At 71.4% G+C, this 25,381-nt stretch carries 25 protein-coding genes; 13 read left to right on the top strand and 12 right to left on the bottom strand.

Annotated features, from left to right (window positions below; all coding sequences use genetic code 11):
- The first annotated feature begins 130 nt into the window (after positions 1-130).
- The 3 genes from DI005_RS12215 to DI005_RS12205 all read left to right on the top strand — a co-directional run bounded on the left by DI005_RS12215 (position 131) and on the right by DI005_RS12205 (position 2,132).
- Complete coding sequence (locus DI005_RS12215) at positions 131-880, top strand: FadR/GntR family transcriptional regulator (RefSeq protein WP_233520104.1); 750 nt, start codon at positions 131-133, stop codon at positions 878-880.
- Positions 881-932: 52 nt separating this feature from the next.
- Entirely contained in the window at positions 933-1,664 is a 732-nt protein-coding gene (locus DI005_RS12210) for a cache domain-containing protein (RefSeq protein WP_112269305.1), read from the top strand.
- 87 nt (positions 1,665-1,751) lie between these two features.
- On the top strand, positions 1,752-2,132 hold the full coding sequence (locus DI005_RS12205) for a VOC family protein (RefSeq protein WP_233520103.1): 381 nt from the start codon (positions 1,752-1,754) through the stop codon (positions 2,130-2,132).
- On the opposite strand, the gene DI005_RS12200 is transcribed toward DI005_RS12205, so the two are convergent.
- The 6 genes from DI005_RS12200 to DI005_RS12175 all read right to left on the bottom strand — a co-directional run bounded on the left by DI005_RS12200 (position 2,119) and on the right by DI005_RS12175 (position 8,447).
- Complete coding sequence (locus tag DI005_RS12200; RefSeq protein ID WP_113642179.1) at positions 2,119-2,613, bottom strand: NADPH-dependent FMN reductase; 495 nt, start codon at positions 2,611-2,613, stop codon at positions 2,119-2,121. The genes DI005_RS12205 and DI005_RS12200 overlap by 14 nt on opposite strands.
- Before the next feature lie 98 nt (positions 2,614-2,711).
- Positions 2,712-3,755, bottom strand: coding sequence for a DUF2235 domain-containing protein (locus tag DI005_RS12195; protein ID WP_113642178.1), 1,044 nt, complete (start codon positions 3,753-3,755; stop codon positions 2,712-2,714).
- A gap of 288 nt (positions 3,756-4,043) precedes the next feature.
- Positions 4,044-5,147, bottom strand: coding sequence for a hypothetical protein (locus tag DI005_RS12190; protein WP_113642177.1), 1,104 nt, complete (start codon positions 5,145-5,147; stop codon positions 4,044-4,046).
- The gene (locus DI005_RS12185; protein WP_113642176.1) at positions 5,144-6,268 is read right to left on the bottom strand and encodes a hypothetical protein; all 1,125 of its coding nucleotides are present in this window, start codon (positions 6,266-6,268) and stop codon (positions 5,144-5,146) included. The genes DI005_RS12190 and DI005_RS12185 overlap by 4 nt, the downstream gene beginning before the upstream one ends.
- Positions 6,269-6,408: 140 nt before the next feature.
- Entirely contained in the window at positions 6,409-6,906 is a 498-nt protein-coding gene (locus DI005_RS12180) for a pyridoxamine 5'-phosphate oxidase family protein (protein ID WP_112269316.1), read from the bottom strand.
- 8 nt (positions 6,907-6,914) lie between these two features.
- Positions 6,915-8,447, bottom strand: a complete 1,533-nt coding sequence (locus DI005_RS12175; protein ID WP_113642175.1) for an MFS transporter — start codon at positions 8,445-8,447, stop codon at positions 6,915-6,917.
- A gap of 91 nt (positions 8,448-8,538) precedes the next feature.
- Between DI005_RS12175 and DI005_RS12170 the strand changes: the two genes are divergently transcribed.
- Positions 8,539-9,069, top strand: a complete 531-nt coding sequence (locus DI005_RS12170) for a TetR/AcrR family transcriptional regulator (protein WP_112269320.1) — start codon at positions 8,539-8,541, stop codon at positions 9,067-9,069.
- A gap of 160 nt (positions 9,070-9,229) precedes the next feature.
- Here the strand turns inward: DI005_RS12170 and DI005_RS12165 are convergent, their stop codons facing one another.
- The 3 genes from DI005_RS12165 to DI005_RS12155 form a co-directional block, all read right to left on the bottom strand.
- Positions 9,230-12,400 carry an arabinosyltransferase domain-containing protein gene (locus DI005_RS12165; RefSeq protein WP_113642174.1) on the bottom strand — a complete coding sequence of 1,057 codons (3,171 nt, stop codon included), beginning with the start codon at positions 12,398-12,400 and terminating at the stop codon, positions 9,230-9,232.
- A gap of 285 nt (positions 12,401-12,685) precedes the next feature.
- The gene (locus DI005_RS12160; RefSeq protein ID WP_199542745.1) at positions 12,686-14,353 is read right to left on the bottom strand and encodes a class I adenylate-forming enzyme family protein; all 1,668 of its coding nucleotides are present in this window, start codon (positions 14,351-14,353) and stop codon (positions 12,686-12,688) included.
- Between the two features lie 23 nt (positions 14,354-14,376).
- Positions 14,377-15,072 carry a GntR family transcriptional regulator gene (locus tag DI005_RS12155; protein WP_113642173.1) on the bottom strand — a complete coding sequence of 232 codons (696 nt, stop codon included), beginning with the start codon at positions 15,070-15,072 and terminating at the stop codon, positions 14,377-14,379.
- Between the two features lie 228 nt (positions 15,073-15,300).
- Between DI005_RS12155 and DI005_RS12150 the strand changes: the two genes are divergently transcribed.
- From DI005_RS12150 to DI005_RS12125, 7 genes are read left to right on the top strand one after another with little or no spacing between them, the layout of a single operon-like run.
- Positions 15,301-16,113, top strand: a complete 813-nt coding sequence (locus tag DI005_RS12150) for an ABC transporter permease (RefSeq protein WP_113642172.1) — start codon at positions 15,301-15,303, stop codon at positions 16,111-16,113.
- A 34-nt stretch (positions 16,114-16,147) separates the two neighbouring features.
- Positions 16,148-16,396: an ABC transporter substrate-binding protein gene (locus DI005_RS38535; RefSeq protein WP_199542743.1), complete on the top strand. Its 249-nt coding sequence runs from the start codon at positions 16,148-16,150 to the stop codon at positions 16,394-16,396.
- Complete coding sequence (locus DI005_RS12145) at positions 16,374-17,150, top strand: ABC transporter substrate-binding protein (protein ID WP_199542742.1); 777 nt, start codon at positions 16,374-16,376, stop codon at positions 17,148-17,150. Before DI005_RS38535 ends, DI005_RS12145 begins: the two co-directional genes overlap by 23 nt.
- Entirely contained in the window at positions 17,147-17,926 is a 780-nt protein-coding gene (locus DI005_RS12140; protein WP_113642171.1) for an ABC transporter ATP-binding protein, read from the top strand. The genes DI005_RS12145 and DI005_RS12140 overlap by 4 nt, the downstream gene beginning before the upstream one ends.
- Positions 17,923-19,266, top strand: coding sequence for a M20 family metallopeptidase (locus DI005_RS12135; RefSeq protein ID WP_113642170.1), 1,344 nt, complete (start codon positions 17,923-17,925; stop codon positions 19,264-19,266). Before DI005_RS12140 ends, DI005_RS12135 begins: the two co-directional genes overlap by 4 nt.
- A complete protein-coding gene (locus DI005_RS12130; RefSeq protein ID WP_112269336.1) occupies positions 19,263-19,889 on the top strand; it encodes a VOC family protein in 627 nt (208 codons plus the stop codon). The genes DI005_RS12135 and DI005_RS12130 overlap by 4 nt, the downstream gene beginning before the upstream one ends.
- 26 nt (positions 19,890-19,915) lie before the next feature.
- Positions 19,916-20,899: an LLM class flavin-dependent oxidoreductase gene (locus DI005_RS12125; protein ID WP_113642169.1), complete on the top strand. Its 984-nt coding sequence runs from the start codon at positions 19,916-19,918 to the stop codon at positions 20,897-20,899.
- 102 nt (positions 20,900-21,001) lie between these two features.
- On the opposite strand, the gene rnhA is transcribed toward DI005_RS12125, so the two are convergent.
- The 3 genes from rnhA to DI005_RS12110 form a co-directional block, all read right to left on the bottom strand.
- Positions 21,002-21,475 (bottom strand): ribonuclease HI, encoded by a 474-nt coding sequence (gene rnhA, locus DI005_RS12120; protein WP_112269617.1) that lies wholly within the window; start codon positions 21,473-21,475, stop codon positions 21,002-21,004.
- Between the two features lie 36 nt (positions 21,476-21,511).
- Positions 21,512-22,243 (bottom strand): polysaccharide deacetylase family protein, encoded by a 732-nt coding sequence (locus DI005_RS12115; protein WP_228713739.1) that lies wholly within the window; start codon positions 22,241-22,243, stop codon positions 21,512-21,514.
- A gap of 364 nt (positions 22,244-22,607) precedes the next feature.
- A complete protein-coding gene (locus DI005_RS12110) occupies positions 22,608-23,189 on the bottom strand; it encodes a dihydrofolate reductase family protein (RefSeq protein ID WP_113642167.1) in 582 nt (193 codons plus the stop codon).
- Between the two features lie 179 nt (positions 23,190-23,368).
- On the opposite strand from DI005_RS12110, the gene DI005_RS12105 reads away from it, so the two are divergent.
- Entirely contained in the window at positions 23,369-24,754 is a 1,386-nt protein-coding gene (locus DI005_RS12105; RefSeq protein WP_113642166.1) for a M14 family zinc carboxypeptidase, read from the top strand.
- 242 nt (positions 24,755-24,996) lie between these two features.
- Positions 24,997-25,359, top strand: coding sequence for a metalloregulator ArsR/SmtB family transcription factor (locus DI005_RS12100; RefSeq protein WP_112269346.1), 363 nt, complete (start codon positions 24,997-24,999; stop codon positions 25,357-25,359).
- Positions 25,360-25,381: the final 22 nt, after the last annotated feature.

Below are 25,381 nucleotides of genomic sequence, written 5' to 3'. Positions count from 1 at the left end.
CGACGATGCTGGTAGCTCAGGTGACCGCGATCACAGTAGACTAAAAATATGACTTCATATTTCAAATGGCAAGGGCTGGGCCGAAGATCCGGTTAAGCTCGGGACCGCTGTGCGGGGAGGAGATCCAACGGTGACCGACGCCGATGTCTCGCGTGCCGCTCGCCATGTCGTGTTCGCCCCGTTGCGCGACGGCGGAAGGGTGGAGGTGGTCGCGCGGCGGATCAGCGAGGCCATCGGGCTCGGCCTGATCGCCGACGGCGAGCAGTTGCCGAGCGAGCTGGAACTGGCAGGCGCCCTGGCCGTGTCGACGGTGACCCTGCGGGAGGCGCTCGCCTTGCTGCGTCAGCGCGGGCTCGTCGAGACGCGGCGGGGCAGGGGCGGCGGCTCGTTCGTCCGCGCACCGGTGGACGCCTCGGTCGAGCGGCTGCGCACGGTGCTGCGCGAGACCGGAGTGCACGAGCTGCGCGAGATCGGCGACCACCTGCTGGCCGTCACCGCCACCGCCGCCCGGCTCGCCGCCGAACGGGCCTCCGACGACCACATCGCGCGGCTGGCCGATCTGGTCGATCAGCTCGAGGCCGCCGAGACGGTGGGGGAGCGACGCAGGGCCGACGGGCTGTTCCACATCGAGATCGCCGCCGCCGCGCAGTCGACGCGGCTGACGCGCCAGGAGATCGACCTGCAGGGCGAGATCGGCGAGCTGCTCTGGATCCCGTTCGGTGAGGCCATCGAACGCGACCAGCGGGTCGCCCAGCACCGCGCGCTGATCGCCGCGATCGCCGAAGGGGACGGCGACCTGGCTCGAAGGCTCACCGAGGAGAACGTCGAACTGGCCATTTCGCGGCTGATCGAGTTCCATCTACAACTTACCCAGCGTTAGCCCTAACCTGGGTGGGCAGACAGGCACACCCGCCGCCGACCGTGGAGCAGCCGTGCAGGAAGCCAGCCCGTACGCCGGTGAGGCCGCCACCACGGTGGAGGCTCTGCTCCGGGAGACCTTCGCGGGCATCGACGCGCTGCGCGAGCTCGCCGTCGGCGTGCACCGCGACGCGCACGCGCGGGGCCGCGCTCCCACCACGGCGGACCTCGAGGCGATCCGGCCCACCGTGCTGCGCCACCTCGAGTCCGCGGACATGCTCGCCGGAACGGGCGTCATCGCCGCGCCCGGCACCCTCGCCGACCGGCCCCGCTGGCTGGAGTGGTGGCGGCGCTCGCCGGCGGGCGGCAGCCCCCGGCCGCTGGCCGTCGACCTCGATCCCGGCAACATCGGCAGCTACGAGTACCCCGTGGCGCCGTGGTTCGACGTGCCGTGCCGGACAGGGCGCCGCGTGGTGGTGGGGCCCTACGTCGACTACGCGGGCACCGACGAGTACATTCTCACCTTCGCCGCCCCGGTCACGAGCGAGGCCGGGTTCTTCGGGGTCGCCGCCGCGGACATCAGGGCCACCGACATCGAGCGGGCGACGCTGCCGATGCTCAACGCCGAAGGCCCGGCCAGCCTGCTCGTGAACGCGAGCGGCCGCGTGATCGCGTCCAACACCCCGGCCACGATCGTGGGCTCCATCGTGCGGCGGGGTCACGGCGAGCGGCGGGAGCTGACCCACGGTGACGACTGGGCGGACTGCGCCGGGCTGCCCTGGTTCCTGGTGCGGGCCACGGAGTAGCCGGGAATTGTCGGGGCCGGACCCTACCGCGCGATGGCGGAGGCGGTACTGCCAGTGCTCCGGTGAGCCGGTGTCAGGATGTGCCGCGTGACTAGCCGAATCGCCGCCCTCGCAATCGATGCCGTCAACCCTCGGGTCGTCGCGGAGTTCTGGTGCGCCGCTCTCGGGTGGACCGTGGTCGGCACCGACCCCGATGGGATCACCATCGGGCCGGCCGACGGCGCGTGGCCCACGATCGACGTGTTCGTCGTCCCCGAGCGCAAGAGCGTCAAGAACCGCCTGCACCTGGACCTGCGTGCCGACGGCGGCAGTACTGCCGACGAGCTGCGGCGGTTGCTGGACCTGGGTGCGCGCCGGGTCGACGTCGGGCAGGGGCCCGACGTCAGCTGGGTGGTGCTCGCCGACCCCGAGGGCAACGAGTTCTGTCTGCTCTCCCGCACCGTGCAGGAAGTGCTCAGCGCCCCGTGAGCGCGGCGACGGTCGGCGCCCAGCGCTGCGCGTAGCCGGTGAGCACGGAGTCCTCGGTGTAGGTGGAGTCGACGAGGTAGAGGCCGGGCAGCGCGCACGTGCCGCCCAGCTCGCTCAGCACGGGCTTGAGGAGCAGGTCCGGCGCCAGCGCGTGGCCGGGTCCCGCGCCGAGCATGAGCGGCACCGACACCACGCCCCGCAGGCCGGTGCCGCCGGCGAACTGGTCGAGGAACAGTTTGAGCAGTCCCGTGTAGGTGGCCTTGAACGTGGGGCTCGCGAAGATCGCCAGTGACGACGCCCGCACGGTCTCGACTGCCGCCGTGACCGTCTCGTCGCCCCAGCCGAGGAGACCGGGGCCGAGCTCGACGACATCGATGACATGGTCGGCGGGGCGGCCGGTGAGCGCCTCGGCGAGGCGCTCACCCGCGTCGAGCGTGCGGGAGGCCGGCTTCGGGTTGCCCGCGACGACGGTGGTGGTCACATCCGCTCCTCGAGTCGATCCGTTGCAGCGCCGCCATGATCACACGAGTGAGCGGGAGAGGGGATACCGGCTGTTGCTGTCCCGGGGTTCGCGCTGCCTCAGACCTCGATCACCCGCCCTCCGGCGTCGCCGAGGTAGGAGACGAGGTTGCGCGGCGCGTACGGGGGCCGCATGTGCTCGTGCCGGAACACCGCGGAGGAGGCGGCGTACTCGCCCGCCCGGTCGGTGACGCCGATCCGCCGCTCGTCCCGGCCGAGGACGCGGGTGATCGTGCGCCACGTGTCGTGCAGCGTGCCGCATTCGTCGGACCGGGGCATGCGGGCGAACGCGTCAGGTTCCAGGCCGAGCCCGCAGTCCCGCGCGCGGCCGGCGAGCCAGCGGAGCGCGATGCCCGCGAGCGCGGTGTCGGAGTGTCCGCCGCCAACGTCGGCGTGGTCTCCGGCGAACCACACCTGCTCGCGCCGCTGCCCGTCGGCGGAGCGGGACGCCTGCCAGACCGCGGGTGTGAACGAGCGCCGGTGCTCGTCGACGGCCAGCGCCTGGAACGCCGCACGCACGGTGTGGCTCAGCGTCGTGTCGTGGAACTGCCAACGCTGGTTGAACCGGTGGATGAGCCGCCCGCCGCTGAGCGGGATGCCCAGCGCGCCGACGGTGTCCCACACCCCGAGGAACCTGACGGATGTCTGTTCCTCGTGCGCGAAGCTCGCGCGGAACCGGATCGCGCGTTCCCTGCCCGGCGCGCTGGCGCGGTCCCGGTCGCGGTAGAGCTCGTATGCTTCGCCCAGCCGATCCGCGTGCTGTGGCCGCAGGATCCCGCAGTTGACGATGAAGCCGACCGTGCTGCGCGCGGTGTAGGCGCCCCGGCTGAAGCCGAAGAAGAACAGTTCGTCGCCGGGTTCGTAGTGGTGGACCAGGAACTCGTACGCCGCCTTGACGTTGGCGGAGAGGCCGTAGCCGAACGCCCCTCCGAGCACCCGCTGCCACGGTTTCGTGCCGACGCCCTCGACGTAGCGGCACTGTTGCTTGACCCCGTCCTCACCGGCGGGGGCGATGAAGGCCTTGAGCCTGGCCACGTTCGACGGACTGCGCTGGGTGAGGGTGTTCCAGGTGCCGTCGCAGAGCACCACGAGCCGTTTGGACATGTTGCCTCCCCGGTGAGGTTCGACAGCAGGATGCGACCGCGCGGACGCGGGGGGTAGAGGCTTACGACCCCTAGCGGCGCTGCACGGCGACACCGGCGCTACCGCCGCCCGGCCGAGCAGGCCGGTACCGCGGGACCACGCGGTCCGCATTGGACGGCACGGTCGTCACGCGGGCGAGCTCGCCGCGGCGTGGACGGAAAGGGGCCGCGACCCCGCGCGGGTCAACGGGGCCGGACTCGCGCTCGGCACCCGCGCGAGGTCGTCGTCCCTCCATGGTGCGCCGCCGGTCTAGCCGGTGCGCCTGCCCAGCGTGACGGACTCAGCCAGTGGCCTGGCGGGAATGCCGGCCATGGCGCGGCCGCCGGGGCGGAGCGCGCCGAGGATCCAGAGCCTGCCCGCCGACGCGACATCGGCGACGAGATCCGGCGAGACGCTCGCGAAGGTCACCAGCCGTTCGGTCCCGTCGGGCAGCCGGACCCGGCCCTCCGCGTACGCCGACAGGTGGCCGTTGGGCGCGATGTCCCCGTCGATCGTCGCGGGCAGCGGAGTCCAGGTGAGTGCCCGGCCTGCCCGCCCCACGCGAACGAAATCCGTGAGATGCGCACCCGCCGAGATCCCGGCCAGCCCGGCGAGCGCCAGCGCTGCCGCGAGCACCCACGCGTGCCGGTCCAGATCGGCGGTGCGCAGCAGCACGGGCAGATGGGACTGCGTGAGCCAGGCGAGTACGAGCAACCACGACACGGAGAAGATCGCCGCGGTGCGCCGCCGGGACCGCACGTGTGCCTGGAGAACAGCGTCGTCGCAGGGAGCGGACGGCCCGTGTGCAAGCGCAGCGACGGGGCGGGCTCGGTGTGGTGGCCGGTTGTGGACCCGCGCGACGCGCAGGACGGCCGAACCCGGCGACGCGGCGAGCGCCAGACCGCGCCGTCCGGGGCCGACCAGCCACAGCCGTGGATCGGTCCTGAGCTGGGCCCGCGCCCCGGCGCCGAGCCAGACCACCACCCAGCGTTCGTCCGGCGCGTCGGCGATGCGCAGTGCCACCGACAGGGTGCTGTACCGCAGCCCGCCTTCCGGGGTGGTCACGTACCGGCCGGGCTCGTCGAGGAGCGCCTTCGCGGGCGCGAGGTTGACGACCCAGACGATCAGGTTGTACAGCCAGAGCGGCCCGAGTGTCGCGATGAGCAACATGGGCGCGGCGAGCCCGGAGTGCCCGTCGTCGACCACCAGCAGGACGATGCCCACGACCGCGCCGGCCAGATGGGAGACCAGTGTCCGGCGCGCCATGCCACGCCAGTTGGCGAACACCGGCGCCAGCAGCGGTTCGTCCCGCGTCGGCCGGTCGCCGAGGGGAGAGAACGGCCGTGGCCGGTAGTCCGCGACGGGCTCGTTCACGTGGCGCTGGGAGCTTTCGCGCGCCTGCCCAGGATCACGGCGTCGAGTACGGGCTGACCGGGAATACCGGCCAGTGCCGCGCCGCCCGCACCCGGCGCGCCGATGACCCACAGCTGCCGCGAACACCGGACGTTCGCGACGAGCTCGGGGGAAACCCGCCGCAGTCGCAGCGTGCGCTGACTGCCGTCTGGCATCCAGATCCGTCCCGTGGCGTCCATCCGCAGCACGGACCGGAAGCGGATGTCGTCGTCGAGCACGGCGGGCAGCGGGGTCCAGGTGAGAGCGTGCGCTGCCCTGGAGAGGCGCGGCAGCCCGGGCAGGAGCGTGGTGGCGACGCTCAGCAGCAGTACCACGACCAGTGCCAGGATGGGGACGTCCACCCCGCCCGCGGCCTGGGCCGACTGCAGCAGCCAGCCGGCCGAGACCGCGCCCGCGACGGTGCCGAGCACCGACCATCGGCGAACCGAGCGCACGTGGGCGCCGAGCACCGGATCGTCGCAGGGCGCCGAGATGCCCTGCGGTACCGGCTGCGGCGGTCGCGACCGGCGAGGTGGTGCCGTGGCGATGCACGCGGGCCGCAGCAGTGTCGCGCCGGGCAGCGCCACCAGCGCCCTGCCCTTCCGGTCGGGTCCGGCCACCCACACGCGCGGTTCGGCGAGCACCTGCGTGCGCAGTCCGGCGGGCAGCACCATCCTGAGCCACTGCTCTTCCGGCGCTCCGGCGATGCGCATCGCCACTCGCAGCCTCGTGACGCGCAGCCCGGCAGGTGTCCCGGTCACCTCCCGGACCGGTTGCGTCGAAAGCTTCTTCACCGCGCGCCAGGGGAACCGCAGCCACAGCACGAGGTTGTACAGCCCGCCAAAGCCGAAGAAGGCGGTGCCGAGCACGGACAGAGCGACTGGGACGCGCGGGTCAGCGAGCACGAGACCCGCTGCGAAGGGCACAGTCAGCAGGGGATACAGGAAGAGGCCTGGCCGAGTCTTGCGCCACACCCGGAGCAGGGGCGGGCCGAGCAGCGGCTCGTCGCGTGCGGGCCGGTCGCCGAGCGGCCGGGCCCGAAGCGGGGTCAGCGGCCCCGCGCCGGCGGTGGCGGGCCGGTCGCCGTCGATGATCTCTGTCATGGTCGACCGAGAACCTACCCGGGGCGGCCGACCGTGGCGGCGTGCCGTGACGCAACCGTGACGGCGGCGGATCCGACCTGGCCGCGGTTGATGTTGGTGAATTCCCGGCATATCCACAGTGGACTACCACTGTGGACGGATCAGGATTTCAACCCGCTCAGCTCCACCGTCCCCAGCGCGTGCAGCGGATCGCGCAGGAAGGTCAGCAGTGGCATGCCGACCCCGTAGGTGTTGAGCCTGCTCACCGGGGTGACGCGCAGGAAGCATCCATCGGGTTCCGTGAGCTCGCCGTGCTTGGTGATGGCGGGCAATGCGCCGTCCTCCACCAGGCGCAGCAGGTGCGGGTCGTCGAGGGCGAGGATGTCGGCGACCGCCTGGAACTGCACCGACGAGGGCGGGCCGAACGGCAGGCGCCGGACCGGGACGCACACGCCGACATTCGGGTTGGCGGCGATGTTGCGGGCCTTCCGGCTGCCCCGCAGGGTGCTGACGTACAAGGTGGAGCCCACCGCCTGGTACAGCACACCGGCGACGTGTGGCCGGTGTGCGGGGGAGGTGGTGGCGAGCGTGCAGAACGAGCGCTTCCTGATCGCCTCGAGCACCTGGCGGGTGGTCTTGTCCTGGGTGTTGGTGGTCATGAGGACAGTCAACGACGCGTAGTGGCGGGGGAGCCATCGCTGAGCGTCTCGCCCTCATCTTCCGCACGCTCGCGGTGGCGCCGCAGCAGGACCAGCGCCTGCACCCCCGTGTAGGCCAGCAGGACGGCACCGACCACGACGCTCACCTGCACGCCCTGCACGAACGCCTCCTTCGCCGACGCGAGCAGTGCGGCGGCCTGCTCGGGCGGCAGCTGGGCCGCGGTCGCGACCGCACCGCCGAGCGTCTCCCGCGCGGTCTCTCCCGCTTCGACGGGGACGCCCGAGCGGTAGACCGCCGTCGCGATGCTCCCGAGCACCGCGGTGCCGAGTGCGCCGCCCAGCTCGAAGCCGGTCTCCGAGATCGCCGAAGCCGCCCCTGCCCGCTCCGGGGGAGCGGCCGTGATGATCAGGTCGTTGGTCAGCGTCTCCGACAGCGGCACACCGAACCCGACCAGTGCCATGCCGGTCACGAGCATCGCCAGTCCACTGTCGACACCGATCGTCACCAGCACGACGAAGCCCGTGGCCGCGACCAGGAGCCCGCCGCCGATCAGCCATGGCACCGGGAACCTGCGCGCGAGCCTCGCCGCGGCGAACGATCCCGCGACACCGGCCGCCGTCGTCGGTAGCAGCCACAGGGCCGCGGTCATGGGCCGCATGCCGAGCACCAGCTGGAGGTACTGCGGCACCAGGAACAGCAGGCCGACGAGCGCGAACACGCCGAGCATGTTCGTGAGCACCGAGGTGCTGAAGGCCCGGTTGCGAAACAGCGACAGGTCGAGCATCGGATCGGGCAGCGCGCGCTGCCTGCGCACGAACACAACGCCGAGCGCGATCCCGGCGAGTGCGCTCAGCGCGGCGAGCGGTTCGACGCCGTACTCGGCGAAGCGCTTGATCCCGTAGACCACGGGCAGGATCGCCGCCAGCGACAGCAGTGCCGACAGCGGGTCGAACCGGCCGGGGCTCGGATCGCGGGCCTCCGGCAGCAGGAACGGTCCCGCTAGGAGCAGCAGCAGCATCACGGGGACGTTGATCAGGAACACCGATCCCCACCAGAAATGCTCCAGCAGCCATCCGCCGATCACCGGGCCCAGCGCCATGCCGCCGGAGAACCCGGAACCCCAGACGGCGATGGCGAGCCGCCGTTGAGCCGGGTCGGCGAAGATGCTGCGGATCAGCGACAGCGTCGAGGGCATGAGTGTCGCGCCGCCGACGCCGAGCAGCGCCCGCGCGGCGATGAGCATGCCGGGGCTGCTCGCGAAGGCGGCCAGCACCGAGGCCGCCCCGAACGCCGCGGCGCCCGCCAGCAGCAGCTTGCGCCGCCCGACGCGGTCGCCGAGCGTGCCCATGAGCACGAGCAGGCCGGCGAGCACGAACGAGTAGATGTCGACGATCCACAGCTGCTCGGCGCCGCTCGGGCCGAGGTCCTCGCTCAGGTACGGCAGGGCGAATCCGAGCACGGTCATGTCGACGCTGATCAGCAGCACCGGCAGCACCAGTACAGCGAGCGCCAGCCAGTCCCGGCCTCCTGCCTTGGTCACGATGTCTCCCTAGGAACAACTGAACAGTCCAGACGGTAAAGTTTTCCCCTCGAGTCGAAACTAAACCGTCTGGACGGTATAGTCAAGCGCCATGGGCAGGCCTTCAGCGCGGGAACAGGTCCTCGACGCCTACGAGGACATCCTCATCGAGAGCGGCTCGGCCGCAGTGACGCTCGACGCCGTCGCGGCGAGAGCGAAGGTGTCGAAGGGCGGCCTGCTCTATCACTTCGGCTCCAAGGACGCGCTGCTCGACGGGCTGCTCGACCGTCTCGTGCGGCTCACCGTCGCCGACGTGGAGTACGCGCGCACGGCGCCGGAGGGTGTGGTGCGCTACTACCTGCTCTCCTCGGTCACCGATGCGAGCATGGACAAGCCCGCGCACCGAACGTCCGTCGCCGCGCTGCGGCTGCTCGGCAGCGAGCCGAAGGTGACCGAGACGATGGTGGAGGTGAGCAGGCTGTGGTCAGGCCTGCTCGCCGAGCACGTCGAAGACCCGCTCACCGCGGAGCTGGTCGCCGTGCTGGGCGACGGCCTCTACCTGCGGGCCACGGTGGGCGGGCCGGCCCGGCAGCCGCTGCTCGACCGGCTGCCGGACGTCCTGCACCGGCTCGACGTGAGCTAGTGCCCCCCGCCGGAAGTTCGCCACATGATTCGGCGGCCCCGCTTCCCGCCGGCTGCGTTGCCGGTCCGCCCAAGTACAGCCCAGTACGAGGACGAACCGGCGCCTTGCCAGCGGAAACCTGGACCCACCGACTCAAGCAACAGACTTCCGGCGGAGGGCACTAGCTCGTCTCGGCGTTGCTGTGCAGCTGGGAGGGCAGCACGAACTGGCCCGGCGTCCACAGTCCCGTCCTGGTCACCGTGCGCTGGTGCTCGGCGGCCTCGGCGGGCAGCGCGTCCGGCTCGTAGGGCTCGAGGACGTAGAGCGAGCCCCAGTCGCGGTTGAAGTCGCCCTTCAGGTACGTGGGCAGCTCGCGGGCGCGCGTGGTCACGTTGATCCAGCCGAACGGCCCGCCCGCCTTGGGGGACGACCAGGACTCGCCGATGTCGCGGAACGAGCCGCCCGCGCTCACGCGGTACTTCGGCATCTCCGCCACGCCGTTGACGACCGTGGACGGGCTCAGGCACGGGTGCTGGAAGGCCGCCGCCCACTCGAGGAAGGTCGGCGTGTCACCCACGACATCGGTCATCCGCTCCAGCGCGGGCACCCTGGGCGCGGTGAAGCCGAGCCACGCGTCGGGGCCGAGCCCGTTGTCCTCGGCGACGATACGGATCTGGTCGGCCTCGCTCGCGGCGCCGTCGACGGTGATCCGCGCGTCACGCCAGTCCGGCCCGCTGGAGGAGGCGGTGACCGGGCGCCGGTCGACGATCTCGAAGCCGTTCTCCGTCTGCCTGCCGAACTCGGCGGTCATCGAGTTGGCGCCGTCGATCTGTCCCGCCACCGCGACGACCACGGGGACGTCGCCGTCCTTCGCCCGCTGCGGCACCGGGTACCAGGCGGTGCGCAGCTGGCCCGTTCCGTTGCCGGTCGGCTCGTGGCTTCCCCACGCGGGCGCGTCCCGTCCGCCCAGCTCCTCCGGCGGCTGCCAGCTCTGCCCGTTGGCCGTCTGCGGCAGGCCACCCCCGGTGACGAAGCCGTCCTGCGCCGGCTGGAGCCACTGCTCGGGGGTGACCTCCGGCGCGGTGCCCTCGGGGGTCTGCCAGCCCGGCGCCGGCGCGAGGGGCTGTTCGGGGCTGGGGTCGAGCAGGCCGCGGCGGGGATGCTGCTCGACGTACACGTAGTCCGAAAGGCCGCAGCTCTGCCTCGCCAGCTGCGCGGCGTTGTCGGTGCCGCTGTTGTAGGTGTTCCAGCGCTCGGCCGTGGCCTTGCCGATGCTGCCGATCTCGAAGAGCACCAGCACGGCGCACACGATCGACAGCGGCGCGGTGCCGAGCCGCAGCGCGCGGCTGCGGCTCTCCATGCGCGGCGGCAGCTCGAACGGCTTGTGCTCGTCGTGCTTGATGTGTTCCACCACCGCGACGGCGAAGGCGGCGGCGGCCGCCACCAGGAGCATGGTGCTGAGCGGTATCCCGAGGAGCTGCGGCGGCATGTCGTACCACGGCACGCCCCAGCCGGAGACGTACCACCACGCGTTCGGGCCGGTCGCGGCGAGCGCGGCGATGACGAGCAGCGCGGCGACGAACCCGGCCCGGTTGCGGCGCGAGAGCAGCACGTTGGTGCTGGTCGCCAGCGCCGTGAGCGCGGCGAGGGCTCCCCCGATCGTCGCGAGCATCCCGAAGTGGTGCGAGTGCTTGGTCGGGGTCAGGGCCAGCACCACGAAAGAAAGGCCGGCCATCGCGAGCAGGCGCCTGCTCGGGCCGAGTGCCGCGCCACGAATGATGCCGCGGCGCAGCAGCACCACCGCGCACGTGGCGAGGCACAGCATCACCAGCAGCACCGGGAACCGGCGGGTCATCGAGCCGTCGGGGCCGTCGGTGAAGAGCATCGTGTAGCGCGAGAGCTCCTGGTGCCACGCCTGGTTCGGCCCGATCGCCGTGCGCAGCTCGGTCGCCCCGAGCGCGCCGCCGAGCGTCTGGTCGTAGAAGACGAGGTTCAGGATCACGAAGCCGCTGGCAGCGATCGGCGCGAGCACCGGAAGCCAGCCGAACCGCAGCGCGTGGTGACGCACCATCTTGAACAGCGGCTTGCCCGCGACGATGAAGGGCAGCACCGCCATGAGGCCGTGCGGGTTGGTCGCCACGGACAGCGCAGCGGTGGTGAGGCCGAGCGCGGCGGGCAGCAGCCTGCGTGTGGCGACCGCGCGCTCCACCGCGCACAGCGTGATCAGCGACAGGACCGCGACGATGTTCTCCGGGCGCAGCCCGTTGTTGTAGGGCAGCCAGAAGGCGAGGAACACCGCGCCTGCCGCCCACGCGGCGGCGCTGCTGCGGCGGACCTGCTGGCCGAGGCGCGGCAGCACCTCCCTGCTGATGAGCACCCACGATGCGATGCCCATGAGCAGCGACGGCAGCCGCATCCACGGCGCGAGCGTGCTGACGTGCGTCATCGCGGCGTAGAGGTCCACGAACCACGCCATCGGCGAGTCGGCCGTGCCGTACCAGCGGTAGTACTCGCCGATGTAGCCCGCGTCGTCGCGGATCCTCGCCATGGTGAGGAAGTAGCCGTCGTCGGCGGTCATCGCGCCGAGGAGCCACCAGACCACGAGCGTGCCGACCACGGCGAAGTCCAGCGGCCTCGGTTTCCACCAGCCGCGCGGGGCGAGGCGCGGCGGCTTGCGGCCGGTCAGCCGGTCGAGGCGGTACAGCGCCCACATGGCGACCACGAAGCAGCAGGTCGAAAGCACGATCGCGATCCACTTGACCACTGTGGCCGTGGTGTCCCAGCGGTTGTCGACCTCCACCGACACCGAAAGGCCACGCACGTCGTCGCTGCCCGCGTCCAGGTCGGAGTAGATGCCGGTGACCTGCGGCCGGTAGTCGCCCTCGGCGGCGGCGAGGACCTCGTCACCGATCCGCGCCGACGTGCCCGCGCTGTCGGAGCGGATCTCGATCACGCACTCACCGGGGCCGATCGGCGCCGAGCCGAGCTGCTGACCACGCGTGGTGATCGACAGCAGGCCGCTGTCCACGCGCAGCGCCAGCCCGGTGAGCCTGCCCGGCTCCGAGGTGGGGGCGTTGGTGCTGACCAGCGTCGCGGGGCCGTCGGTGCGGCGGTCGAGGTCCGTGGCGGCGGTGCAGGGGACCTCTGCGGTGAGCCGCACCGGGGCCTGCGCGGTCAGCGGCGCCGCGACCGCGCGGGTGCCCTGCTCCGTCGGCCAGTCGAGCGTGGTGACCTGCTGGTTCACCGGCAGCAGCGGAACGGCGATCGCGAGGATCGCGCTCAGCGTGCCCACGATCGTGGCGAGCAGGCCCAGTAGCTTGACGCGCCGCCGCCGGGACGACTCCTCGCTCACGCAGCGTTCCTTCCGGTCCGGGCTGCTGGGCCGCGCACCCTCATGCCCCCGAGATCTACCTCTTGTACGCGAGGAATGTACGACCGTGCGTAGCCGCGCGCCCGAGGGGGTCCCCACTCCCGGCCGCGAGTCGTGCGTTCCAGTCCGCGAGTCGTGCGTTCCCGACACCGAGTTTTGCGCTCCAGCACACGACTCGGTGTCCTGAGTGCGCTACTCGCGTGCTGGAGTGCGGGACTCGCGTGCTGGAGTGCGGGACTCGCGCGCCGGAGCGCGGGACTCGCGGGGTCAGTGGTCGGCGTGGCGCTCGCGGAGCTCGCGGCGCAGAAGCTTGCCAGAGACGGTCTTCGGGATCTCGTCGAGGAACTCGACCCGGCGCGGGATCTTGTACGCCGCGAGGCGCTCGCGCGCGAACGCGATCAGCTCCTCCTCGGTCGCCCGCCTGCCTGCCCGCAGGCTCACGAACGCCTTGATCGTCTCGCCTCGGTAGTCGTCGGGCACGCCGACCACGGCGGCCTCCCGCACGGCGTCGTGCTCGTAGAGCACGTCCTCCACCTCGCGCGGCCACACCTTGTAACCGCTCGCGTTGATCTGGTCCTTCTTTCGGTCGACGAGGTAGAACCAGCCCTCGGCGTCCATGTACCCCACGTCACCGGTGTGCAGCTCGCCGCCGGGGATCGCGCGGTCCGTCTCGTCCGGCTTGTTCCAGTAGCCCTTCACCACCTGGGGCCCGCTGATCACCACCTCGCCGATCTCGCCTGGCGGCAGCTCCGTGCCGTCGTCGCCGACGATCCGCGCCACCGTGTTGTAGACCGGCACGCCGATGGAGACGGCCCCGGACCGCTCGTCGACGGGTGCCCGCGCGGGCGCGGGCACGCCGTGGCTCGGTGAGGTGGTCTCGGTGAGCCCGTAGATGTTGTGGATGTACGTGCCGGTCAGCTCTTCGAAAGCCGTGATCGTCGACCGCGGGATCGGCGCTCCGCCCGACCAGATCTTGCGCAGCGACGCCAACGCCGCGCGGTCGGCGTTGGGGGCGTTGAGCAGCGCGATGAACACGGTGATCGCGCCCACCGTGAACGTGGGCCGCTGCTCGCGGATCACGTCGACCACCAGCGACGGCTCGAAGCGGTACATCAGCACCAGCGGCGCCCCGAGCAGCAGTGCGAGAGTGACGTGGCCGATCAGCCCGGTGATGTGGAAGACGGGTGCGACGCCCAGCACGATGTCGTCCGCGCTCAGTTCACACAGCTGCCGGTAGCACTGGGAGTTGAAGACGATGTTGCCGTGGGTGTTTATCGCGCCTTTCGGCGGTCCGGTGGTGCCCGAGGTGTAGGTCAGCACGGCGGTGTCGTCCGGCGCGAACGAAACCGGCGGCGGTGCCTGCCCCCGATGCGCCGCCAGGAACTCGGCGAGGTCCGCCGCGCCCCCGGCCGCACCAGTGCGCCCGGCACCGGCGAACACCCGCGCGTCGCCTCGGGTCTGGTACTCCAGCTCCGACGTCGTGAGCACCGTGCGCACCGCGGTGTCGCCGACGACCGCGGCCGCGACGTCGCGGTGCAGCCCCTCCAGCGTCAGCAGCACCGTCGCGCCCGAGTCGCGCAGCAGCAGCTCCAGCTCGCGCTCGCGGTTCATCGGGTTGACGTTGACGGCGATGCCGCCCGCCTTCCAGGTGCCGAGCAGCCCGATCACGTACTGCGGCACGTTCTGCAGGTACAGCGCCACCCGTTCGCCGGGCGCGAAGCCTTTCGACAGCAGGCCCGCGGCGAACGCGTCGCTGAGTGCGGCCAGCTCGGCGAAGGTGAGGCGGCCGTCGAAGTAGCGGATCGCGTGGCTCCCGGGATCACGCCGCACCGCGGCCTCGAACATCGCCAGCGCGTGCGGGAACTCCGGTGCCAGCTCGGCCGGCTGTCCCTCGCCGTAGTGCGCGAGCCAGGGCCTGTCGTCATAGCCGGACACGAGGACACCTCCTCACGGTCGACCTAAGTCGGCCGGAGGACACGCGTCAACTCCGCGACCTTGCTCCTGCGCACGGTCTCCAGATGCCGCGCCATGACCTCGCCCGCGGTCGCCGGGTCCCGGCGGCGCAGCGCGGTGACGATCTCGTGGTGCTGCCGCTGGCCGAGCGCGATCTCCTCGGCGTCGTGCTGGTGCATGAGCGGGTTGTAGATCCGCTGGACGTCCAGCACCTGTTCGAGCAGCCGCGTGAGCGTGCCGTTGTTGCCGCAGGCGCGCAGCGCGTCGTGCCAGGCGACGTTGAGCGGGCGGATGCGGGCCCGGAGCTCTTCCGCCGTCTCCTCGTCGTCGCCCGCTGCCCACAGCGCGCGCACGAGCCGGTCGAGCTCGTCGGTTAGCTGTTCGAGATGGGCGAGCCGCAACTCGCTCGCCGCGGTCGCGGCCCGCTCGGCGATGGCGCGTTCGAGGACGATCCGCGCGTCGAAGACCTCGATGATCTCCTCCGGTGACAGCTCGTGCACGACATACCCTCTGGTGTGCCGCGTGATCAGCCCCTCCTGGGCGAGCCGGGCGAGCGCTTCGCGCACGGGTGTCCGCGAGACGCCGAGGCGTTGCGAGAGCGGAGTCTCCAGCAGCACGGTGCCCGGCGGGAGCTCGCGATCGAGGATCATGCCGCGCAGCCGCTGATGCTGGACGGTCGCGGTGTCGTCCGGTCGCGTCATGTCGGCGAGTGTATCCATTTCCGTGCCGGATGAGGACACCGGAGAATTGTTCGCTGAATTACTAATCCGGTGACCACAAATAGGCACGTTTCCACATTTCAGGATGGATACACAATGAATTGACATGTACACAAAATCGCGCCTAGGTTGACCTGGCGAGCCGGGTGATTCCGGCCGCTTCCCGCACCGGAGCGATCCCTCGAACCCATCTCGTGACGGAGTGAACCCATGCCGACCTCGCGCACCGACGCACCCGCGGCCCGGCGCCGCAGGGCCGGGCTCGTCCTCGGGCAGGTGGCCCTGCTCGCCGGCGTGCTGGCGCTGTGTGAGGCACTGGTCCGCGGCAACGTGGTGTCCAGCCTGTACCTGCCCGCGCCGACCGACGTCCTCGACGAGGTGGTGCTGCTGCTGTCGGGGGACAACGGCTTCTACGGCAACCTCGCCGTGACGTTGCAGGAATTTCTCACGGGCTACCTGCTCGCTGTCGCGGCCGGAATTCTTTTCGGCCTGTTCCTCGCGCTCGTCCCGCTTGCCGAGGCGTTCTTCCGGCCGTTTCTCGCGGCGCTGATGGCGGTGCCGAAGGTAACCGTGATCCCGTTGCTCACCCTGTGGTTCGGGCTCGGCCTCGGACACAAGGTGATCATCGTGTTCCTGTTCTGTTTCTTCCCGATCGTCTACAACACGATCGCCGGCGTGAAGCAGACGTCGGCCGACCACCTCAAGGTCGCCAGGTCGTTCCGTGCGAGCCGGTTCCAGGTGATCACCAAGGTGGTGCTGCCCTCGGCGGTGCCCACGATCTTCGCGGCACTGCGCGTCGAGGCGGCCGCCGCGCTCGTCGGCGCCATCTTCGGCGAGATGGTCGCGTCCAAGGCGGGACTGGGCAACGGCCTCACGGAGGCCACATCGCTCTACGACACCCCTAGGGCGTTCGCCTTCATCATCCTGATCACGCTCGTCTCCGTCGCGAGCGTCACCGTGATCGACCAGCTCGAGAAACGGGTCTTCCTCAAGTGGCGGCCCCGGCAGACCCGGCTGCGCTGAGCGGCCGGCCCCGAACCAGGAGGCAATCCCCGATATGTTGCGCAGCAGGAGAAAACCGGTCGCCGCGGCGCTCGCGGCAGTGCTGGCACTGACACTGACGGCGTGTGCGCAGGAGGTCGAGCGAACCTCGTCCGGCCTGATCAAGGTCACCTACGCGTCGTTCGCGGGCCCGAGCGGCCTGCCCGCGAAGTTCGGCAAGGAGAAGGGTTTCTTCGAGGAGCAGGGCCTCGACGTGACCTTCGTCGAGGGCGCAGGACCCGGTGGGCCTGGTCAGCAGCGGTGACGTGCAGATCGCCGACTCCGACACCACCTCGGCCGTGATCGCCGCCGGCAAGTCGGCGCCGATCAAGATCGTGTCCTCGATGTATCGCACCAAGGGCCCGTTCTACCTCATCGGCGGAAAGAACGTGCGGGATATGGCCGACCTCAAGGGAAAGCGGATCGGCATCGGCCGCAAGGGCTCGGGCATGGAGGTCTACACCCGCTACATCCTGCGGGAGAACGGCATCTCCGAGTCGGAGGTGACGCTGATCCCCACCGGTGCCTACCAGCCCGCCTACGCCGCGCTGGAGAGCGGCCAGGTGGATGCCACGATCATCCACGAGCCGTTCGTGTCGCTCGCCGAGTCCACCGGCGTCGGTCACCTGCTCGCCAAGGGCTGGGACTACCTGCCGACGTTCCACACCGGCGTCGAGATCACGAGCACGCGGTTCGCCGAGGAGAACCCCGACGTGGTCAGGAAGTTCCTCACCGCGTACTTCCGCTCCGCGATCTACGCGAAGGAGCATCAGGACGAGTTCCGTGACTTCGCCAGCTCACAGATCAAGGTGCCGGCCGAGGTGCAGGCCAGCGCGCTCCGCCGCGAGGAGCCGATCTGGGAGAACAGGCCCGAGGTCGACCCGGGCGCGTTGCGTGACACCCAGCGGATCCAGCGCGAACTGGGCCTGCAGGACACGATCTACGAGACGAGCGAGGTCGTCGACGACACCTACCTGCCGAGCGCGCAGGACCTCGCGGCCGCGGGCAGCGCTCGATGAACGGGCAGGGCTTCACGGTCACGGGCGTGTCGAAGACCTACGGCGGCGCGGGTGAGGTGCGCGCGCTCGACGGCATCGACCTGACCGTCGGCGAGGGGGAGTTCGTGGTGCTCCTCGGCCGCAGTGGCTGCGGCAAGAGCACGCTGCTGGAGATCATGGCCGGGCTGCAGCGGCCCACGACCGGCACGGTGCGGCTCGGTGGCCGTGAGATCACCGAGCCCGACGAGCGGATCGGTGTGGTGTTCCAGGATCCCTCGCTGTACCCGTGGCGCACGGTCGGCCGCAACGTCGAGCTCGGGCTGGAGCTTGCGGGGTTGCCGAAGGGCAGGCGCCGGGCCGTCGCACAGGAGCACCTGGAACTCGTCGGCCTGCCGGACGCGGGGAACAAGTACCCCCGGCAGCTTTCGGGCGGCATGCGCCAGCGCGTCGGCATCGCACGGGCGCTGGCGACCCGGCCCGACGTGCTGCTGATGGACGAGCCGTTCGGCGCCGTGGACCACCTCACGCGCCTGCAGCTGCAACAGGACCTGCTGCGGCTCTGGGCCGAGGACACCCGCACGGTGGTGTTCGTGACCCACGACGTCGCCGAGGCGATCGTGCTCGCCGACCGGATCGTGCTGCTGGCCCCGGGACCGGGCCGGATAGCGCGAACGTGGGACGTGCCGCGGCCGAGGCCCCGCACGCTCGGTGAGCCCGGGCTGACGGCGCTGCGGGAGGAGATCTACGCCCAGCTCGAAGACACCGGTACGCGGGAGAAGGAGGGACAGCCACGATGACCGTCCAGAACCTGAGGCGGCCCTACCCCGGGCTGCGGGAGCGGCGAGGCCGCGAGCTGGAGCGTGTGCTCGGCGAGACGGCGCCGGCGTCCTCGCCGCACACCGGGGCCCCGCCGGAGACACTGACGGCGCTGACCAGGCGGCTCGGCGTGCTGGCGCCGGAACTGACCGCGCTGTCGCTCGACCTGCACGCCCACCCGGAGCTGGCCTACGCCGAGCACCACGCGGCGTCGGCGATCGCGGACACCGTGCGGGCACACGGCATCGCCGCCGAGACCGGGGCCTACGGCCTGCCTACCGCGGTCCGCGCCGTCGCCGGGCGAGGCGGCCCGCGCGTCGGCGTGGTCGCCGAGTACGACGCGCTGCCCGGCATCGGGCACGCGTGCGGGCACAACATCATCGCGGCGAGCGCCGTTGGCGCCTTTCTCGCCCTGGCGCACGCGCTGCGGGAGGACGGGGGCACCGTCGAGCTGATCGGCGCGCCCGCGGAGGAGGGGGGTGGTGGCAAGCAGCGCATCCTCGACGCGGGCGGGTTCGACGACATCGACTTCGCGCTCATGGTCCACCCAGGCAACCTGGACGTGGCCGGGAGCCGCTCGCTCGGTTTCCGGCAGGTCGCGGTGACCTACCGGGGCCTGGCCGCACACTCCGCCACCGGGCCGCACTGGGGCGTCAACGCGCTCGACGCCGTCGTCACCGCCTACAACGGCATCGCGCAGCTGCGCCAGCACATCCTGTCCTCCGACAAGGTGCACGGGATCATCACCGACGGCGGGCAGGCGCCGAACGTGGTGCCTGAGACGGCGTCCGCGGTGTTCTACGTGCGCTCCCTGGACATCGACACACTCGCCGACCTGCATGGGCGGGCCGACGCGATCCTGCGGGCCGCGGCGCTGGCGACGGGCACGGTGGCCGAGATTCGCTGGGACGGCGCGCCCGCGTACCTGCCGTTGCGCGCCAACGCGACCCTGGAGGCGCGCTACGCCGTGAATCTCGCGTCCCGGCGCAAGGTCCTGCCGGCCGAGGCGCGGCCTGCCGACGAGGTGGCCTCGACCGACATGGGGAACGTCAGCGTGTACGTTCCGGCCATCCATCCGATCATCGCCATCGCCCCGCGTGGCGTCGCCAACCACACCGCGGAGTTCGCGGCATACGCGGCCGCGGACTCCGGCACCGCCGCCGTGCACGACGCCGCGTTCGGAATCGCCGCCACCGCGGCCGACTTCCTCGCCGACGAGCGGCTGCGCGCCGACGCCCGCGCCGAGTTCGACCGCGCGGGCGGCCGCGTGCACCTCGCCGACGCACTCCACCCCGACACACCGGAAGGCACCAGTTCATGACCGAACCACTGCTCGACCACCTCGTCTACGCGGCACCCGACATCGACGAGCTCGTGACGTCCTTCGCCGAGCGCACGGGTGTCAAGCCGGTGCTCGGCGGCAGGCACGTCGGCCGGGGCACACGCAACTACCTCGCGGGTCTCGGCGGCAACGCCTACCTCGAGCTGATCGGGCCCGACGATCCCGAGGCGCCGGAAGGGAAACCGGCGACCTTCGGCATCGACCGGCTCACCGGGCCGAGGCTCGCCGCGTGGGTCGTGCGCCCGCCGGACATCGAGGCCACCGTCGAGCGCGCGAGGGCGGAGGGCTACGACCCCGGCGACATCGGCCCGCTGTCGCGGCGCACCCCGGACGGCACGCTGCTGGAGTGGCGGCTGACGCCCAACCGCGGTGACCGCCTCGACGGGCTCGCGCCCGCGCTCATCGACTGGCTGGACGCGCCGCACCCGACGACGAACGACCTGCCCGTCCTGCCGCTGGTGTCCCTGCGCGGGTTCCACCCCGACCCGGCGGCGCTCCTGGCCGCACTGCGGGCGCTGGACGTCGAGCTCGACGTCACCGAGGGCGCTCCGGCGCTGGAAGCCGTGCTGGACACGCCGAACGGCCGGATCACCCTCCGCTAGCGCGGAGCCGAGAAGGAAGGGACTCCATGACACAGCAGCGGCAGATCGGCCTGACCCTGCCCCAGCGCGGCGCGTTCTTCGACGTGCTCAGCCTCAGCGAGCTCGTCGAGACCGGGCACTACGCCGACGAGACGGGCCTGTTCGACTCCGTCTGGATCGGCGACAGCCTACTGGCCAAACCGCGGCCCGAGGCCATCGCCCTGTTCGGCTCGCTCGCGGCCGTCACCTCCCGCGTGCGGCTCGCCGTCGGCTGCCTCGCGAGCTTCCCGGTCCGCGACCCGATCCTGTTCGCCGGCCAGTGGGCGACTCTCGACCAGCTCTCCAAGGGCCGGATGCTGCTCGCCGTGTGCACGGGGATCGTCAAGGCCAGGGACGCCTCCGCGAAGGAGGGCGCGCTGTACGGCGTCACCGACCGCTCGCGTGCCGCGCGGCTCGAGGAGAACACCGAGATCATCCGTCGCTTGTGGACGGAGGACAACGTGACGTTCCAGGGCGAGTTCACGTCGTTCGAGGACGTGACCGTGCTGCCGAAGCCGGTGCAGTCGCCGCCGCCGGTCTACATCGCGTCGAACCCTGCCCCGCAACCGCTCGCCAAACGCGCGCTGCGCCGGGTCGCCCGCATCGCGGACGGCTGGATGACCACCCGCAAGAGCCCCGAGCACCTGACCGTGAACCTGCCGGCCATCAAGGAGTTCCTCGCCGAGGAGGGCCGCGATCCGGAGGACTTCGGCGTCTCGGCGTACCACAACCTCAACCTGAACCCGGACCGCGAGGCCGCCTACGACGAGAGCTACCGGTTCCTCGGCGAGTACTACGGTCCAGTGTTCAGCAGGGAGGACACGCGGCACTGGACGGCGACGGGTACCCCGGATAAGGCCGCGGCCGACATCCAGGCGCTCTACGCCGACGGCGCCACGGAGGTGACCCTGCGCATCACGTCGTGGGACTGGCGGCGGCAGCTCAAGGTCCTGGTCGAGGAGGTGATCCCCCGGCTGGACCTACGCCCCTGAGGCCGCCACCCAGTGAAGGCGACTGCAGTGAAGGCCACCTTCACTGCGTTAGACGCAGTGAAGGTGGCCTTCACTGCGGAAGGGGCTACCGGCGGTCGATCGTCAGGTACCTCTCGCGCGGGCGGCGGCTGAGGAGAGTCGCTCGCGCGCCTCCTGCACGCCCTTCACGGCGAGCTTGTCGGCGCGCTCGTTCTCGGGGTGCCCGGCGTGCCCCTTCACCCAGTGCCACTCCACCCGGTGCCTGCTCACCGCGGCTTCGAGGCGCTGCCACAGGTCGGCGTTCTTCACCGGCTCCCTGGTGCTGGTGAGCCAGCCGTTGCCTTTCCAGCGCGTCATCCAGCTCGTGATGCCGTTGCGGACGTAGCTCGAGTCGGTGTAGAGCTTCACCACCGAGGGGCGCGTCAGCGCCTCCAGCGCGCGGATCGGCGCCGTCAGCTCCATCCGGTTGTTGGTGGTGGTCTCCGGTTCGCCGCCGTACAGCTCGCGCTCGTGGCGGCCGTAGCGGAGCACCGCGCCCCAGCCGCCGGGGCCGGGATTGCCACTGCACGCGCCGTCGGTGTAGATCTCCACGATCATCGGCTCGGCGGCGTCCACGCGGCGAGGTTAGCAACCTCAGGGGAAGCCGAGCTCGTAGCCCTGCGCGAGCAGCCACGGCAGCAGCTCGGCCAGCGCGGCCACGGTCTGCTCGCGCTCCCCGCCGCCGTCGTGCAGCAGCACGACCGCGCCCGGTGCGACGCCCTCCTTGACGGTCGTCACGATCCGCTCGGCACCGGGCAGTGTCCAGTCGCGGGAATCGACCGACCACGCGAGTGAGCGCATGCCGTGCCGGGCCGCAACGGCGCTCGTGCGCTCGGACCAGTTCCCTGCGGGTGCGCGGAAGTAGGGGATGGGCACGTCGCGGCCCGCCGCGATCTGCAGATCGGTCCAGCCGCCCACGATCTCGGCAGTGATGCGCTGCTCGCTGCGGGTGCGCAGGTCCCGGTCGTGGCTGACGGTGTGGTCGCACAGCCGCATGCCGCGGGCCAGCACCTCCTGGACGAGCTCGGGATGGCGGCGGGCCTCGGAGCCCAGCATGCAGAACGTGGCCACGGCGTCGTGCTCGGACAGCAGGTCGAGGACCTGTGGCGTGTAGACCGGATCGGGGCCGTCGTCGAACGTGAGCGCGACGACTCGGCCGGGACGCTCGGTGTGCCGGACGACCTCCGCGGTGACCGGTGTCGCACGGGCCGGCGTGGATTTCCCTTGGTTGACCGGTTTCGTGGCCGTGGGCGCGCCCTCGGCCGACGAGCCGCGCAGCGCGGCGACGCCGAACGTGGTGATCGTGACCAGCGTCAGAATCAGCACGGCCCAGCGATAACAGTAGGGAGGCCGCAGCACGCGGTAGCGCATGCCGTAGCACGATAAGGTGAAATTGTTCCCGTACGAGTTAACGAATTGCGCGTGTCGCCCTTTTCTCGATCGCATTCCGTGGCGATTCCGCTGTTGGTTCTAGCGGTGTGCGCCGTTCGCCCGTTTCATTGGAATCGCCATGTTCCCGCCTCGGTACCGCCGAGGGACTCTCCGGCTCCGCCGCGGCGCCCCTGTTCTGCTGCTGATCGGCCTGTCCGGACTCGCACCTGACCGAGGCAGCACCTGCCGGCCGACCTGCTCGAGCCCGCGACGGCGGGGAGAAGGTTGCTCCCGCCGTCGCGCGGTGAGCCGACGGTTCCTAGGAGCGCAGGACCTGATAGCGCAGGTGGGTCGCGTCGCGCCCGTCGAGCCGCCGGACGAGCCGCAGCTCGGTGGGGTCGCCGTCCCGGTCGTCGAACAGTCGCCTGCCCGCGCCGAGCAGAACGGGCACGAGGTGGATCTCCAGCTCGTCGAGCTGGCCTGCCTCCAGCAGCGCCTGCGCCGCCCCCGCTCCGTGCACCAGCACGGCACGGTCGCCCGCGGCGGCCCTGGCGTCGGCGGCACACGCGAGGACATCCGTGTAGAACCGGGCGCTGCCCGGCGGCTCGTCGCCCTCGTCGACGTGGTGGGTCAGCACGTTGATCGGCACGCCGTCGTGGTGGTCGCCCTGCCAGCGGCCCGCCAGCTCGAAGGTGCGCCTGCCCGAGATCACGGCACCGGTCGCCATGGCCTCGCCGTACACCTGCCCGTCCGGTCCGTCGGACATCCGGTGGTCGAGCCAGTTGAACAGGCGCCCGCCGCCCTGTCCGAGCTCCTGCCCGGGCCGGTCGTCCGGTCCGGCGATGAAGCCGTCCAGCGACATGGCCATGTACAACCGGATCTGCGCGGTCTGTCGTGTCATCGGATCGTTCCTTCCTGGCGACTGCTGTCCTGCCTACGCGTCGAACGCCAGGGGCGCGTTTCGACACACTCTCGTCCCGGATGAGGCCAAGCCGGTGAACCGGGGCGCGAGCCCCTTGGCCGGGCGCCAGGTCAGGACGAGACTCGCGGGCGCGACCGAATCCGAGGGAGGACCCACCCGTGCTGTCCGAGTGGCTGGTCAAGGAGATCGACGAGGTTCCCCCGTTCAGCGCGTTCGCCGGGGTCGACGAGCTGCACCGGCGGCTGCGTGCCGTGGCCTCGGCCTATCCGGAGATGACCCGCCTGCGCCGGGTGGGCACGTCGCGGCAGGGTGAGCCGTTGCTGTGCCTGTCCGTCGACGGCGACGCGGACCTGCCGGTCGCGCTCGTGTTCGGGCTGCCGCACCCCAACGAGCCCATCGGCGGACTGACCGCTCTCCACCTGGCCGAGCGGCTGTGCGGCGACGCCGGGCTGCGCGAGCGGCTGGGCCACCGGTGGGAGATCATCGCGTGCATCGACCCCGACGGCCTGCGGCTCAACGAGGGCTGGCTCGCCGGGCCCTTCACCCGGGAGCACTACGCGCGCAACTTCTACCGTCCCGCGGGCGGCGACCAGGTCGAGTGGACCTTCCCCCTCGACTACAAGGACGCCTACTTCGACGCGGCGCTTCCGGAGACCCAGGCGCTCATGCGACTGATCGACCAGCTGCGCCCGGCACTGGTCTGCTCGCTGCACAACAGCGAGCTCGGCGGCGTCTACTACTACCTCAACCGGCCCGAGACGGAGCTGTACCCCGTGCTGCGGGCGATCCCGGAGACGCTGGGGTTGCCGCTGGACCGCGGCGAGCCGGAGGGCCCCCACATGGTCCGCTTCTCCGACGCCATCTTCCGCGGCTCGTCGATCCGGCCCGCCTACGACCGGCTGGTCGAGAATGGTGGCCGGTGGCCTGGCGGCTCGGGTGACAACACGGCGTCCTACGCCGAGCGCTACGGTGCGCTGACGCTCATCAGCGAGCTGCCGCACTGGAAGGACCCGGCGACGGCCGACGAGACACCGTCGGATACGCCGTACGCAGGCGCGCTCGCCACCAAGGCGCGGGACCTCGGCGAACTGCACGCCTTGCTGCGGGAGACGCTTGACGACGTGGAGGGGAGCCTCATGGTCCCCGACTCGCCGTACTGGCGGGCGAGCCGGTTCTTCACGGACTTCCTCTCCGGGGCGGCGGACTCGGCGCGCGGGCGCAGCGAGTCGGCGGAGGCACGGCGGCGCGCGACGGTGGCCGAGGTCGCCTCGCTCGCCGGCGACGTGCACAGCTTCCGCCTGCGTTACGCCGGAATCCTGCTCCGGGCGCTCGACGGCGAGCTGGCTGTCGGCAACGTCCGTGCCGCCGTGCGGGAGGCGAGGGAGCGAGTCGCGGCGCAGTACGACCGCTGGCTCGCCGAGGACGCGGCCGTGGAGCGCTACGAGGTGATCCCGATCCGGCTGCTCGTGGCCACGCAGTACGCCGCCACGATCGCGGCCGCCGAGTACCTCACCGCCCGAGCCGTCATGCCCGCGTCCGGGTGAATCGTCCGGTGCCACAACGAAGAGGGGAGCTGTCTCCCCGGGTCGGGGTCCGAAAAGGACCCGTCGTCCCCGGGGACGGCTGCGCTGCGGACCGTGGGTGCCGGACGGCGGCAGGACGGCAGCCGTGCCGGTCACCGCGGCCGCGGCGGGCACGGCCGCGGCCGCGCCTGACCGGCGATGCCCGGCACCCTGGCTACCTATGAAGACGTCTTCATACAGGTAGCCTGCGCTACACTCCGGCCATGGGACACGGGGTGGAGGGCAGGGCCCGGCCCGCCGCGCGGCTCGACGCCGACGCCGCCACTCACGTCGCGACCACGCTGCAGGCGCTCGCGACGCCGAGCAGGCTGCTGATTCTCACCGAGCTGCGCCAGCGGCCCCTGCCCGTCACCGAGCTTGCCGAGGCGGTCGGGATGGAGCAGTCCGCCGTCTCCCACCAGCTGCGGCTGCTGCGCAACCTCGGCCTGGTCAGCGGCACCCGCTCGGGCCGCAGCATCGTCTACAGCCTCTACGACAACCACGTGGCGCAACTGCTCGACGAGGCCGTTTACCACATCGAGCACCTGCGGCTCGGCCTTGCCGACCGGCCGGGTGCCGCGGACTGACCGTCCTGAGTGGACTAGAGTG

Origin of the sequence: Prauserella sp. PE36 (genome assembly GCF_003311655.1) — a bacterium.
Taxonomy (GTDB): Bacteria; Actinomycetota; Actinomycetes; order Mycobacteriales; family Pseudonocardiaceae; genus Prauserella_A; species Prauserella_A endophytica.
Note: the sequence above shows the minus strand (reverse complement) of the source record. Positions and strands in the feature narration are given on the sequence as shown.